Here is a 12568-nt window from a genome sequence, read left to right as displayed (position 1 = left end):
TCTAAAGAATCTATTAGTGTTGTAAATCCGGCCTAATAGTTGAAAGCCTTGGATTTTACGTAAACCTTGAAGTCTTTGATTCCACCCGGTACCTCGCTTTCCATTCTGGGTAGATATTGTATGCCGGTCAGGGTGCGGGTACTACCCAAGTCAATCACGACAGAATGCGGGTATGGAGTGTCTTTTGTTGTGCTCCAATAGGTTGATTCCTGGAGGTCGAAGATTTTGTCCGCAGAACAGTTGACGTGGGATACGTCTTCGCTGTCGGCATAATTGACAATCCAGGGTTCGCGTGACAGACGTTCCCCATTCTCATCCAGCAGATACATTTCGGCAATGCAAGCCAGGTCTTTTCCATCTTGTGCACTCAAGGCTTCCAGGCAGACATAACGTCCGGTGACGGGTTGGTCGAATTTGCGTTCCTGCCAACCGTTGCCGGGATTGAAGCTGCCGGAGAGGACGGGCTGCTCACCGGACAAGTCGAGATTTTCACCCTCATTGCGGTGCGTCAGCGGTTTGGTGACGAGCAACTGGTCCAGTAATGGCTCGCTCAGTCCTTCGGACTTAACTTCTTTGGGACCGATGATGTCGAAGACAATCACTTCATTCTCACCTTTCTTCAACCAGCATCCCGGGATGTAGAGGGTCTGTTGCGGGCCGATTTCCCAAATGCGTCCCATGGCGTGCCCGTTGACGTAGACAAGTCCCTTGCCCCAAGTCTCAAAGTTTAGGAATGTGTCGCTGGGCTTGTTCACCTTAAAGGTGGCACGGTAGCAACCCGGAATGCGTTGTCCTAACTCATCTTTCAGTGAGCCGATGGGCTGGAACTTCATGTTCTTATAGAAATCGTATGTATCTTCGAGATTATAGACTTCCCAATCCTTCAGGTTGCAGGTGAAAGGACGGCCGTCGATGTCTACGGTAAGTTCTACGCTTTGGGTGATACCCTTGAAGTCCTTGATGGCACGTCCAAAGTTGATGCGGCCCATGGCTTCTACCAGAATGTCGAGGCGTGCACCTTTGGGGCAGGCGGGGAATTCCAGTTGCTTTTCACCGTTGCGGCGGTCCAGTTTGCCGATGTATTTGCCATCCAGGAAAACTTGGGCATAATCGTGCGCATCGTTCACAGTGAGCAGGGACGGGGTTTTCATCTCGGGCAGTGTGGTGCGGTAGAGAATACTTCCGAATCCCTGGTTATATTCCTCCATGGTACGGATATTGCGGTCTTTCTTGGCAGCAGGAAGATTGTCGAACAAAGGAGCCATCTCTGTAAATTGGAAAGACGGAATACGGATGGGCTTGATTAAAGCGGGAACTTTAGCCTGCTTCTCGCCGTTCATGTATTTGGACAATGCTTTTCGCAATTCCCAGTATTTGGGAGTGGTCTGTCCCGATTCGCTGATGGGGGCGTCGTAGTCGTAAGAGGTTACGTCAGGGGCGAATCCGGGTGAGTTGGCTCCTGCCCAGTGTCCCCAGTTGGTCCCTCCGTGGGTCATGTAGAGGCTGAAGGAGATGCCTTTGGACAACATCTCGTCAATGCCGGCAATCATGTCGGCAGCCGGACGGGTTTCGTGGTTGGCTCCCCACTTGTCGAACCAGCCGCTCCAGAATTCGGAGCACATCAGCGGGCTATCAGGACGGAGTTTCTTCAGCGGTGCAAACTGTTGGTCGATGTTGGCTCCTGTACCGAAGTTCATGGTCCATACCAGGTCGTGGAGTCCGTTCTTGGTGAAGTTGGACGCCCAGTCGCATTGGAACAGTGCTACGCCGGGGTAGTTGGCGCGTACGATGTCGCGGATTTGCGATACGTAGCCTTTGTCTTCCCCGTAGGAGCCGTATTCGTTCTCTACTTGTACCATGATGATGGGACCTCCGTTCTGTATGGTCATACCGGCTACCTGCTCGGCAACGGCTTTTTCGAAGATACCTACACGCTCCATAAAGTAGGGGTCGGATTCGCGCAGGCGGATATCTTTTTTCTTGAGTAACCACCAGGGCAGTCCGCCCATTTCCCATTCGGCACAGACATACGGTCCCGGGCGCAGGATGACATACATGTCGTTCTGCTGGCATAGGCGGCAGAATTCCGCCAGGTCATTCTGTCCGGTGAAGTCGAACACTCCCGGCTGAGACTCGTGGGAGTTCCAGAATACATAAAGGCAGATGGTGTTCATGCCCAGTGCCTTGCATAGCTTGATGCGTTGGTCCCAATAGGCTTTGGGGATACGTGGATAGTGCAGCTCTGCGGCTTTGATGACAAACGGCTTGCCATTCAATAGGAATGTTCCTTTGCCGGCAGAGAAGTCGCCTTGTCCTTCCCATTGGGTACGCGGGTCCCAGCTGTCGCGCCAGGGTATCGCGATTGTGCCGTCCTTGCCGAATTCAAGCGGGAGCCATACGTAGCGTGAGTCCTCAAGGTTTTTCTTTTTCCAGCGGTCGAACATGGCAATGTAGGCATTTCCTTTTCCGTATACTTGCTGCACGTAAGTGCTTTGTGCATAGAAGGTCTTATCTGCATCAGGACCGGTACACGGATTGCCGATGGTAGTCCATTGCCCCATGATGGAGTCGGCCACAGCCAGTTCGGCAACATTGGGATCCCAGCCGGTACAACCGGAAGAGAGCATATAGTACTTGCCGTTATACTTGAATACGGCGGGTGCTTCGCGGCTTTGCTTTACGAAATTGCGTGTATAGCGACCAGTGGGCTTCAGGTAGTCATCCGTTAGTTCGCTTATATATAAGGTAGCGTTGTTTTCCGACGAGTAGAACTGATATGCCTTGCCGTTATCATCAACGAACACTGTTTGGTCGCGGCTCATCGCACCGTTGGGACGGAAGCTGCCTACATAGGTGAATGTCCCGGTAGGAGAATCGCTGACCGCTACGCCGGCACATGCCTTACTGTAGTCGGCGCTTTCCACATGCGCCCACATGACGAATTTCTTTGTCTTTTCGTTGTAAATCACTTTGGGACGTTCCAACACCTTGCTGGGGTGCAGGTCATGTTTCTCGTCATCTTTCACGGCAGGAAGTACAATACCCTCGAACTTCCAGTTCAGCAGGTCTTTTGAAGAGTAGCAGCTGACACCGGTTACGTCGGTGCGGTAGCATTCCCACGTAGCCCATTCGGGCAGGATGGTTCCCCCTTTTTTGTATTCGCCATACCAATAGTAGGTCCCTTCGTGGTAAAGAAGGCCGCCGCCATGGGCGTTGATGGGATTGCCGTCGGTGTCTTTCCATACTTCCCCGGGTATGATTGCGGCATTTTTCGTTTGTGCTTTTGTTTTTGCAGATGGCAGGCAGCAAAGGCAGGCCAGCAATGCAAAACTCCAAATAATTTTCCTTTTCATTTAAGAATTCGGTATTAGATAATTAATAAATCGTTTATGTTTTGGGCAAAGATATGCGAAAGTTGAGAAATGGAGGGTATGTAAATGTGTCAAAAAGGAGAGATTATAGCTCTAATCTCTCCTTTTTGTGATGTTTTTCGGTCTTTTCTATTTGGTTTGTACTTGTTTCATCACCCGGAGGAAATTTCCACCCCATATCTTGGCGATGTCTGTTTCTGTAAATCCATGTTCCAGCAGACGGACGGTGATATTGATGAAATCATTGTCCCCATTGCATCCTTTGACCCCGCCTCCACCGTCGAAGTCCGAGCCAATGCCCACGTGGTCTATGCCTGCCACTTCAACCATGTGCAGCAGGTGTTTCATGAAGTCCGTAAGGTTGGTTTTCTTGGCATCCGGGTTCAGGAACTCGTCTACCAGGCAGGCTTGAGCCACACCGCCATGTGCGGCAAGGGCGCGTAGCTGTTCGTCGGTTAGATTGCGGTCGTGTCTGTAGATGGCGCTTGCAGAGGAGTGGGAGACTATGACCGGTGCTTTTGAATATTTCAGTACATCCCAGAAGGTGCTTTCGGCTGCATGGGAAAGGTCTATCATTATTCCCAGCCGGTTCATTTCTTTCACCACTTTTCTACCGTAAGGACTTAAGCCGTTCCAACGGGCAGTCGTGTCCGAAGAACTGTCGCAGATGTCATTGTTGCGGGTGTGGCAAAGGGTGATATAGGTAACGCCTGCATCATGGAAACGGGTGATATTCTTCAAATCCTTGCCGATGCCGTATCCGTTTTCGATGCCAATATAAAAGGCTTTCTTTCCTTCGGTCTTGAGCCTGGACAAATCATCGGGCGTGCGGGCTATGGCACATTGCTCCCCGTTCATCTCCACTTGTCGGTAGATGTGGCGTATCAACTCATCCACTCGGTCAATGGCTTTCAGACTGTTCTCTTCATCGCACGGGCCTTGACGCACCCAGCATGCCAGGTATTGTCCATCCAATTTTCCTTCTCGCATCTTGGGCAGGCAAACCTGCGTTTTTTCGCGCGTACCTATATTATAGGAAACGTCAAAATCAAGTGGGGTGTCTGTATGCGTGTCGAGGGAGAGGATGCGGCGATGAATCTCTTTGGCATGCCGGTAGGTAGCTGCCTTTTGAACCAGAAAATAGAAGAATCTGGCAGAGATGCTGTCGCCTGCCGTAGCCAGAGCTTCGGGATGGAATTGCACACCCCATATCGGATATTCGTGGGAAGACTCTATAGCTTCGGGAATACTGTCTGACGACCAACCCGTTACGCTGAATCCCGGGGCAACTTGCTTGACCGCCTGGTGATGGTGAGTATTGGTGAAAAGTTGTGTCTGTCCGGTTATGGATGCCATGGCAGAACCGGGAGTGAGGTGGACGGTATGAGTTGGTATACTGCTCGGTTCCTGCTGCTGGTGGCAGACAGTGGTGTCGGGATGCTGGGTAGGGATATCCTGATAAAGGGTTCCACCGAAAGCTACATTGATTAACTGTTCTCCCCGGCAGATGCCAAACATCGGAATGTTACGCCGGGTAGCCAGGCGGATGAGTGCCATGTCGTATACATCACGCAGGGAGTCCACCTCTCCCAGCTGTTCGATGGGCGATTCATTGAAATAGGAAGGGTGGATGTCTCCTCCTCCTATCAGAATGATACCGTCCAGCCGGTTGGCAATGTCTGTCAAGACAAGGCTATCGGTAGTGATGGAAATCAGTATAGGTGTTCCACCTGCCTGGATTACAGACTCGGTATACGTCATCTGTGTAGATGAGCTTCGGCCCGGATGTGAGCAGGAAATGCCGATGAGAGGGGCTTTCCTGGTTGTTTTTTGGTTGGACTGTCCCATTGCCAAATATGGACATAGAACGAGCAGTGCTGTTAACAGTAGTTTGTTCATGGTTTTCGGGGGGGATTCTTTTTCCTGCAAAGTTATAAGAAATATTTAAGCCGTCCAAGAAGTTGGATGACTTGTGAATTCGGGCAGTTTATTGGCAGAAGAACATTATATTCTTTGTTGGTGGAGGAAGTGTGTTATATAACATGCTTCCCGATGTTGCTTTTCTTTGAATTAATGCCTAATTTGCGCCTCACAAAAAGTTAACGGCATCATTGTATGTCAGGTTATTCACTTAAAATCTTAATATATCATGAAAGTATATCAGACGAATGAAATTAAGAACATTGCCCTCCTTGGCAATGACGGCTCGGGTAAAACCACTCTCACGGAAGCGCTGCTCTTTGAGAGTGGTATTATAAAACGTCGCGGCAGGATTACTGCCAAGAATACAGTCAGCGATTACTTCCCGGTGGAGCAGGAATACGGCTATTCTGTGTTTTCCACCGTTTTCCATGTGGAGTGGAACGGCAAGAAACTGAATATCATTGACTGCCCGGGTAGTGATGACTTTGTAGGGGCTGCCATGACGGCGCTCAACGTTACAGATACTGCCATTCTGCTGCTGAACGGGCAATACGGTCCCGAGGTAGGTACGCAGAACCATTTCCGCTACACCGAGAAACTGGGCAAACCGGTTATTTTCCTGGTAAACCAGCTCGATAATGAAAAGTGCGATTATGATATGGTGCTTGAGCAGTTGCAAACCATATACGGTCCGAAGGTGGTGCCCGTGCAATATCCGCTGGCTACCGGACCGAACTTCAATTCGTTGATCGATGTACTTTTGATGAAAAAATATTCGTGGGGACCCGAAGGTGGCGCTCCCATTATTGAAGAGATTCCGGCCGAAGAAATGGAAAAGGCTACAGAACTGCACAAGGCTTTGGTAGAAGCTGCAGCCGAACATGACGAAGGCCTGATGGAAAAATTCTTTGAGCAGGACTCTTTGACAGAAGACGAAATGCGCGAAGGTATCCGCAAGGGACTGGCTTCACGAGGTATGTTCCCGGTATTCTGCGTCTGTGCCGGCAAGGATATGGGTGTACGCCGTCTGATGGAGTTCCTGGGTAATGTGGTGCCGTTTGTGGACGAAATGCCACCGGTGCACAATACACGCGGTGAGGTGGTGAAGCCGGATTCTAACGGACCGACTTCCTTGTATTTCTTCAAGACTGCCGTTGAGCCGCATATCGGTGATGTTCAATACTTCAAGGTTATGAGTGGTAAAGTGCACGAAGGTGATGATTTTACCAATGCAGACCGCGGTTCCAAGGAACGCATCGCGCAGATTTATGCTTGTGCCGGTGCCAACCGTATCAAGGTAGAGGAAATGGTAGCCGGTGACATCGGCTGTACAGTGAAACTGAAGGATGTACATACCGGCAATACATTGAACGGTAAGGGCTCTGAAAACCGTTTCAACTTCATTAAATATCCGAACTCCAAATACTCACGTGCTATCAAGCCGTTGAACGAGTCGGATACAGAAAAGATGATGGTTGCTTTGAACCGTATGCGAGAGGAAGACCCGACGTGGGTGATAGACCAGTCTAAAGAATTGCGTCAGACTATTGTACACGGACAAGGTGAATTCCATTTGCGTACCTTGAAGTGGCGTCTGGAAAACAATGAAAAACTGCAAATCAAGTTTGAAGAACCGAGAATACCGTATCGCGAAACGATTACCAAAGCTGCCCGTGCGGATTATCGCCATAAGAAGCAGTCGGGTGGTGCAGGCCAGTTCGGTGAAGTTCATCTGATTGTTGAGCCTTACTACGAAGGCATGCCGTTGCCCGAAACCTATAAATTCAATGGTCAGGAGTTCAAGATGAACGTCAAGGGTACTGAAGAAGTTCCATTGGAATGGGGTGGCAAGCTGGTATTCGTCAATAGTATTGTGGGTGGTTCCATTGATGCACGTTTCATGCCGGCCATCTTGAAGGGTATCATGTCACGTATGGAGCAGGGACCGTTGACTGGTTCGTATGCTCGCGATGTACGTGTCATCGTATATGACGGAAAAATGCATCCGGTTGACTCCAATGAAATCTCCTTTATGCTGGCGGGACGGAATGCGTTCAGCGAAGCGTTCAAGAATGCAGGCCCGAAGATTCTAGAACCCATTTATGACGTGGAAGTATTTGTTCCGTCGGACAAGATGGGTGATGTGATGGGGGACTTGCAGGGACGCCGTGCCATGATTATGGGTATGAGCAGCGAGGCCGGTTACGAAAAACTGAGTGCTAAGGTGCCTTTGAAGGAAATGTCATCCTACTCTACGGCACTTAGCTCACTGACCGGTGGACGTGCTTCGTTCATTATGAAGTTTGCCAGCTATGAACTCGTTCCGAGTGATGTGCAGGATAAACTGATTAAGGAATTTGAGGCAAAGCAAGCTGAAGAATGATTTTCAGGGGTTGGTAGTTTGGCTGTTGTAACTACCGGCTGCTAATATAACAATTGTTAAAGCCGTTGTTACTTCATGGCAAGTAATAACGGCTTTTTTCATTAACGTAGATTAAGAACATGCAGAATTGTGAATTGAATGATTAATTTTTTATTAAATTTGCAAACCAAAGGCTTGTGTTTTTGTTATAATGCTCATAATACAACCTAAAAAATGGTCTTCGGTTAATTTACGAGAACGTCCGGTTAAATCAGGTTAATTGGTTAGGAGTGTTAATTAGGGAGTGTTAATTTTGTGACTATGAAAAAGTCAACTATATGGATATTAGGTGTTGTTATGGGGCTTTCCTTCCTTAGTTTGCTGTATCTGCAGATAAGCTATATTGAGGAAATGGTGAAGATGCGTAACGGACAATTTGATGAATCGGTGAAGCGTGCGTTGATGGCTGCTTCGAAAGAGGCAGAGTCCGCAGAGGTTGTGCGTTGGCTGAATGAGGATATCTCCGAGGCAGAAAAGAAGGCGTGGGAACAATCGCAAAGCAGTAGCGGAGTGATGCGTACCCAGCGGTTTGTGATGACAGCTCCGGATGGCAGTGTCCGTTCTTCGGTGGAATTGAAAACTTTCAGTAACGAGCCTTCTGAATTGCCAAGAGCAATGATTTCACGCAAACACGGAGCAAAAACCATTCCTCAGACTTCACGCTCGCAGATAGAGATGCTTAAAAACCGCTATCTTTACCAGCGTGCATTGGTAGACGAGGTGGTGTTGCAGATGGTATACAATGCCAGCGACAAGCCGATTGAGGAGCGTGTTAATTTCAAAAGTCTGGACCAGTATCTAAAAGCAGGTCTGATAGAGAATGGTCTCGGTGATATGGATTATCACTTCAAGGTGATAGACCGGGAAGGTCGGGAGGTATACCGTTGTGCGGATTATAGCGATGCAGGGAGTGAAAGCTCTTATTCGCAGCCATTGTTTTTGAATGACCCACCAGCCCGTATGAGTATCGTCAAGATACATTTTCCGGGAAAGAAGGATTATATCTTCGATTCGGTCAGGTTTATGATACCGTCGATGATATTTACTTTTGTACTGCTGGTGACGTTCATCTTTACGATTTACATCGTATTCCGCCAGAAGAAGCTGACGGAGATGAAGAATGATTTCATCAACAATATGACGCACGAGTTCAAGACGCCGATATCGACGATTTCTCTGGCGGCACAGATGTTGAAAGACCCGGCTGTGGGCAAGTCTCCGACTATGTTCCAGCATATATCGGGTGTCATCAACGATGAAACGAAGCGCTTGAGGTTCCAGGTAGAAAAAGTGCTTCAGATGTCGATGTTTGACCGTCAGAAGGCTACTTTGAAGAATAAGGAACTGGATGCCAACGAGCTGATAGCGGGTGTTATCAACACGTTTACACTGAAAGTGGAGCGTTATAATGGAAAGATTGAATCGGAGCTTAAAGCTACCAACTCTGCCATTTTTGCCGATGAGATGCATATCACCAATGTGATTTTCAATCTCATGGATAATGCAGTGAAGTATAAACGTCCGGATGCGGATCTGCAACTGACGGTGAAGACTTGGAATGAGCCTGGCAAACTGATGATTTCCATCCAAGATAACGGCATCGGCATCAAGAAGGAGAATTTGAAAAAGATATTCGAGAAGTTCTATCGCGTGCATACAGGTAATCTGCACGATGTGAAAGGCTTCGGCTTGGGACTGGCTTATGTGAAGAAGATTATCATGGATCATAAGGGAACTATCCGGGCAGAAAGTGAACTGAACGTAGGAACTAAATTTATTATTGCATTACCTTTATTAAAAAATTGATTGATATGGACGAGAAACTGCGTATTTTATTGTGCGAAGATGATGAAAATCTTGGCATGCTTTTAAGAGAATATTTACAGGCAAAAGGTTACGCTGCCGAGTTATATCCCGATGGAGAAGCAGGATACAAGGCTTTCCTGAAGAATAAATATGACTTGTGTGTGTTTGATGTGATGATGCCAAAGAAAGACGGATTCACACTGGCACAAGAAGTGCGTGCGGCCAATGCCGAAATACCTATTATCTTCTTGACGGCAAAAACATTGAAGGAAGATATTCTGGAAGGTTTCAAGATTGGTGCCGATGACTACATCACCAAGCCCTTCAGTATGGAAGAGCTGACTTTCAGAATTGAAGCTATCCTGAGACGTGTTCGCGGAAAGAAGAACAAGGAGAGCAACATCTATAAGATTGGTAAGTTTACATTCGACACGCAGAAACAGATTCTGGCGACTGCCGAGAAGCAGACTAAACTGACCACCAAAGAATCCGAACTGCTGGGCTTGCTTTGTGCACATGCCAACGAAATTCTGCAGCGTGACTTTGCGTTGAAGACTATTTGGATTGATGACAACTATTTCAATGCACGTAGTATGGATGTATATATCACAAAGCTGCGTAAGCACCTGAAAGAAGATGATTCGATTGAAATCATCAACATTCACGGAAAAGGATATAAACTGATTACTCCGGAAGCTGAGTCTTGATGAGACTCGGCTCCTCTGGGGGAGAGAAAATAAAAAAGGCGGTTTGCATGTATATGCAACCGCCTTCTTTATTTCTTTTCTTTTGATATTAGTCGACAATTCTCTTGTTGATGACAATGTAGGAAATCAATCCCACTACAACCAAAACGGCAGAACTGCCCAAGATGGCATTGTTGTTAACATTGCCGGTAAAAGAACATGCAACCAGGATTACAGCTCCTATTACGACTAATATCAATCCCAGATTTTTTAATAAGCCTTTCATGTGTGTGTATTTTAATTAGATTATTATATTCTTTCGTATTCTTGTCACAAAGAAAAGCATAATTCTTTAACAAGCGAAATTATTTTTGCAAAAAATCCATATTTTAATAAAGAATGGAAGATGAGGAATGAAAAATGACGCTTCATCCCCTTGTTTTCTCCTCCCTTAATCTCTAATCCTTAACCCCTAATCCCTATATCTTAGTCCTTCGTATTGAAGAAAATCTTCCTCAGCACCTCCTGGCTCACACTGAGCTCTTCGATGGTGATGCCTTTCAAGGCTTCTTTGAGGGTCTGGTTGGCAATGACGCGCGCGCGTTCTTCCAGCTCCTTGCCGTCCTTGGTCAGATGTATCAGATTGGTTCGGCGGTCTTTCTTGTCCGATATGCGCACGACGAGATGCTGACGCTCCATATTGTCTATCAAGCGCGTCATGCTGGGCTTGTCTTTGAAAGTTGCATTACACAACTCTTGTTGCGTCACCCCGTCCTTTTCCCATAAGAAGATGAGGACGGTCCACTGTTCCGGAGTAATCTCCAAACCGTTCTGGCGGAAGTTGCGGGACAGCTTTCGGTTAATGGCAGCCGACACTTTACCGTTCAGTATGGCAAAGATAAGGCGGATATCAAAGTTGAATTGCTCTATCATGAAATTATTGTTTAAACAACTTTGCAAAGATAGTGCAAGCCGAAGACAATTCCTATATCCCTACACAAAAAAACATTAAATGTTTGTAGTTCAAAATAAAATGTCTACCTTTGCACCGCATTTTTAAAACGAATAATTTATTTATTTAATTAAACGAGTATGAATCAATACGAAACCGTTTTCATTTTGACTCCCGTTTTGTCTGATGTTCAGATGAAGGAAGCGGTAGAAAAATTCAAAGGCATCCTTACTGCTGAAGGTGCTGAGATTGTAAATGAAGAAAACTGGGGACTGAAGAAGCTGGCATATCCTATCCAGAAGAAGTCAACCGGTTTCTATCAGCTGATTGAGTTCAATGCAGAACCTACTGTCATTGAGAAATTGGAAATAAACTTCCGTCGTGATGAGCGCGTTATCCGTTTCTTGACTTTCAAGCAAGACAAGTACGCTGCTGAATATGCTGCGAAGAGAAGAAGTGTTAAATCAACTAAAAAGGAGGATTAATCATGGCACAACAAGTTCAATCAGAAATCAGATATTTAACTCCGCCCTCAGTAGACGTTAAGAAGAAAAAATACTGCCGTTTCAAAAAGAGCGGTATTAAGTACATCGACTACAAAGATCCCGAATTCTTGAAGAAATTCTTGAATGAGCAAGGTAAAATCCTTCCGCGTCGTATTACCGGTACTTCTTTGAAGTTCCAACGTCGTGTAGCTCAAGCTGTGAAGAGAGCACGTCACTTGGCGTTGCTGCCCTATGTAACTGACATGATGAAATAATAGGAGGAGGAAAGTATGGAAATTATATTGAAAGAAGACATCGTAAACTTGGGTTATAAGAACGACATCGTAACAGTAAAGTCTGGTTACGGTCGTAACTACCTCATCCCGACTGGTAAAGCTGTCATCGCTTCACCGGCTGCAAAGAAAATGTTGGCTGAAGAGCTGAAACAACGCGCTCACAAGCTGGAGAAAATCAAAAAGGATGCTGAAGAACTGGCTGCTAAGCTGGAAGGCGTATCATTGAAGATTGCTACTAAGGTTAGCTCTACTGGTACTATCTTCGGTTCTGTTGGTAATATCCAGATAGCTGAAGAGCTGGCTAAATTGGGTCACAACATCGATCGTAAGATTATCGTTGTTAAGGACGCAGTGAAAGAAGTGGGTAACTACAAGGCTATCGTTAAGCTGCACAAGGAAGTTTCTGTAGAAATTCCTTTCGAAGTAGTTGCTGAAGAAGCATAAGAAAAGACTTCATAATGATAAGGAAGCCCGGTTCTGATAAAGGACCGGGCTTTTCTATGTTCGGAGCGTATGTGTGTGGGCTTATTGAGGGATACGTAAAGCTGCGGTTTACGCATGCTGACATAGAGGTTTACGCGCGCGGTATAGAGGTTTGGCAAGAATACTCTTGTGTCTCTTTACGAG

General features: G+C 46.8%; 10 protein-coding genes. 6 read left to right on the top strand and 4 right to left on the bottom strand.

What is annotated here, in order from left to right; translation table 11 throughout:
• Positions 1-32: 32 nt before the first annotated feature.
• Together DWZ67_RS02675 and DWZ67_RS02670 are read right to left on the bottom strand one after the other, a co-directional pair.
• Positions 33-3353 (bottom strand): beta-galactosidase, encoded by a 3321-nt coding sequence (locus DWZ67_RS02675; protein ID WP_117680595.1) that lies wholly within the window; start codon positions 3351-3353, stop codon positions 33-35.
• A gap of 147 nt (positions 3354-3500) precedes the next feature.
• Positions 3501-5270, bottom strand: a complete 1770-nt coding sequence (locus tag DWZ67_RS02670) for a gamma-glutamyl-gamma-aminobutyrate hydrolase family protein (protein WP_009037926.1) — start codon at positions 5268-5270, stop codon at positions 3501-3503.
• 250 nt (positions 5271-5520) lie between these two features.
• On the opposite strand from DWZ67_RS02670, the gene DWZ67_RS02665 reads away from it, so the two are divergent.
• The 3 genes from DWZ67_RS02665 (at position 5521) to DWZ67_RS02655 (ending at position 10229) form a co-directional block, all read left to right on the top strand.
• Positions 5521-7677, top strand: coding sequence for an elongation factor G (locus tag DWZ67_RS02665; RefSeq protein WP_005830172.1), 2157 nt, complete (start codon positions 5521-5523; stop codon positions 7675-7677).
• A gap of 300 nt (positions 7678-7977) precedes the next feature.
• Positions 7978-9522: a sensor histidine kinase gene (locus DWZ67_RS02660; protein ID WP_005830174.1), complete on the top strand. Its 1545-nt coding sequence runs from the start codon at positions 7978-7980 to the stop codon at positions 9520-9522.
• Positions 9523-9527: 5 nt separating this feature from the next.
• Complete coding sequence (locus DWZ67_RS02655; RefSeq protein ID WP_005830176.1) at positions 9528-10229, top strand: response regulator transcription factor; 702 nt, start codon at positions 9528-9530, stop codon at positions 10227-10229.
• A gap of 88 nt (positions 10230-10317) precedes the next feature.
• On the opposite strand, the gene DWZ67_RS20030 is transcribed toward DWZ67_RS02655, so the two are convergent.
• Positions 10318-10494 carry a hypothetical protein gene (locus tag DWZ67_RS20030; protein ID WP_005830181.1) on the bottom strand — a complete coding sequence of 59 codons (177 nt, stop codon included), beginning with the start codon at positions 10492-10494 and terminating at the stop codon, positions 10318-10320.
• Positions 10495-10694: 200 nt separating this feature from the next.
• On the bottom strand, positions 10695-11141 hold the full coding sequence (locus DWZ67_RS02650) for a MarR family winged helix-turn-helix transcriptional regulator (RefSeq protein ID WP_005830183.1): 447 nt from the start codon (positions 11139-11141) through the stop codon (positions 10695-10697).
• A gap of 159 nt (positions 11142-11300) precedes the next feature.
• Here DWZ67_RS02650 and rpsF point away from each other — a divergent pair, with 159 nt between their 5' ends.
• The 3 genes from rpsF to rplI are packed head-to-tail and all read left to right on the top strand — an operon-like array spanning position 11301 to position 12385.
• Positions 11301-11645, top strand: a complete 345-nt coding sequence (rpsF, locus tag DWZ67_RS02645; protein ID WP_005657357.1) for a 30S ribosomal protein S6 — start codon at positions 11301-11303, stop codon at positions 11643-11645.
• Positions 11646-11647: 2 nt separating this feature from the next.
• Entirely contained in the window at positions 11648-11920 is a 273-nt protein-coding gene (gene rpsR, locus DWZ67_RS02640) for a 30S ribosomal protein S18 (RefSeq protein WP_004288442.1), read from the top strand.
• A gap of 15 nt (positions 11921-11935) precedes the next feature.
• Positions 11936-12385, top strand: coding sequence for a 50S ribosomal protein L9 (gene rplI / locus DWZ67_RS02635; RefSeq protein WP_005830185.1), 450 nt, complete (start codon positions 11936-11938; stop codon positions 12383-12385).
• Positions 12386-12568 lie beyond the last annotated feature (183 nt).

It is taken from the genome of Bacteroides sp. AF34-31BH (genome assembly GCF_003602795.1).
In the GTDB taxonomy this organism is placed as follows: Bacteria; Bacteroidota; Bacteroidia; order Bacteroidales; family Bacteroidaceae; genus Bacteroides; species Bacteroides uniformis.
Note: the sequence above shows the minus strand (reverse complement) of the source record. Positions and strands in the feature narration are given on the sequence as shown.

What these genes read in the sequence shown, in the direction of transcription:
- DWZ67_RS02675 (WP_117680595.1), bottom strand. Translation starts at nt 3,353, where the DNA reads ATGAAAAGGAAAATTATTTGGAGTTTTGCATTGCTGGCCTGCCTTTGC.
- DWZ67_RS02670 (WP_009037926.1), bottom strand. Translation starts at nt 5,270, where the DNA reads ATGAACAAACTACTGTTAACAGCACTGCTCGTTCTATGTCCATATTTG.
- DWZ67_RS02665 (WP_005830172.1), top strand. Translation starts at nt 5,521, where the DNA reads ATGAAAGTATATCAGACGAATGAAATTAAGAACATTGCCCTCCTTGGC.
- DWZ67_RS02660 (WP_005830174.1), top strand. Translation starts at nt 7,978, where the DNA reads ATGAAAAAGTCAACTATATGGATATTAGGTGTTGTTATGGGGCTTTCC.
- DWZ67_RS02655 (WP_005830176.1), top strand. Translation starts at nt 9,528, where the DNA reads ATGGACGAGAAACTGCGTATTTTATTGTGCGAAGATGATGAAAATCTT.
- DWZ67_RS20030 (WP_005830181.1), bottom strand. Translation starts at nt 10,494, where the DNA reads ATGAAAGGCTTATTAAAAAATCTGGGATTGATATTAGTCGTAATAGGA.
- DWZ67_RS02650 (WP_005830183.1), bottom strand. Translation starts at nt 11,141, where the DNA reads ATGATAGAGCAATTCAACTTTGATATCCGCCTTATCTTTGCCATACTG.
- rpsF (WP_005657357.1), top strand. Translation starts at nt 11,301, where the DNA reads ATGAATCAATACGAAACCGTTTTCATTTTGACTCCCGTTTTGTCTGAT.
- rpsR (WP_004288442.1), top strand. Translation starts at nt 11,648, where the DNA reads ATGGCACAACAAGTTCAATCAGAAATCAGATATTTAACTCCGCCCTCA.
- rplI (WP_005830185.1), top strand. Translation starts at nt 11,936, where the DNA reads ATGGAAATTATATTGAAAGAAGACATCGTAAACTTGGGTTATAAGAAC.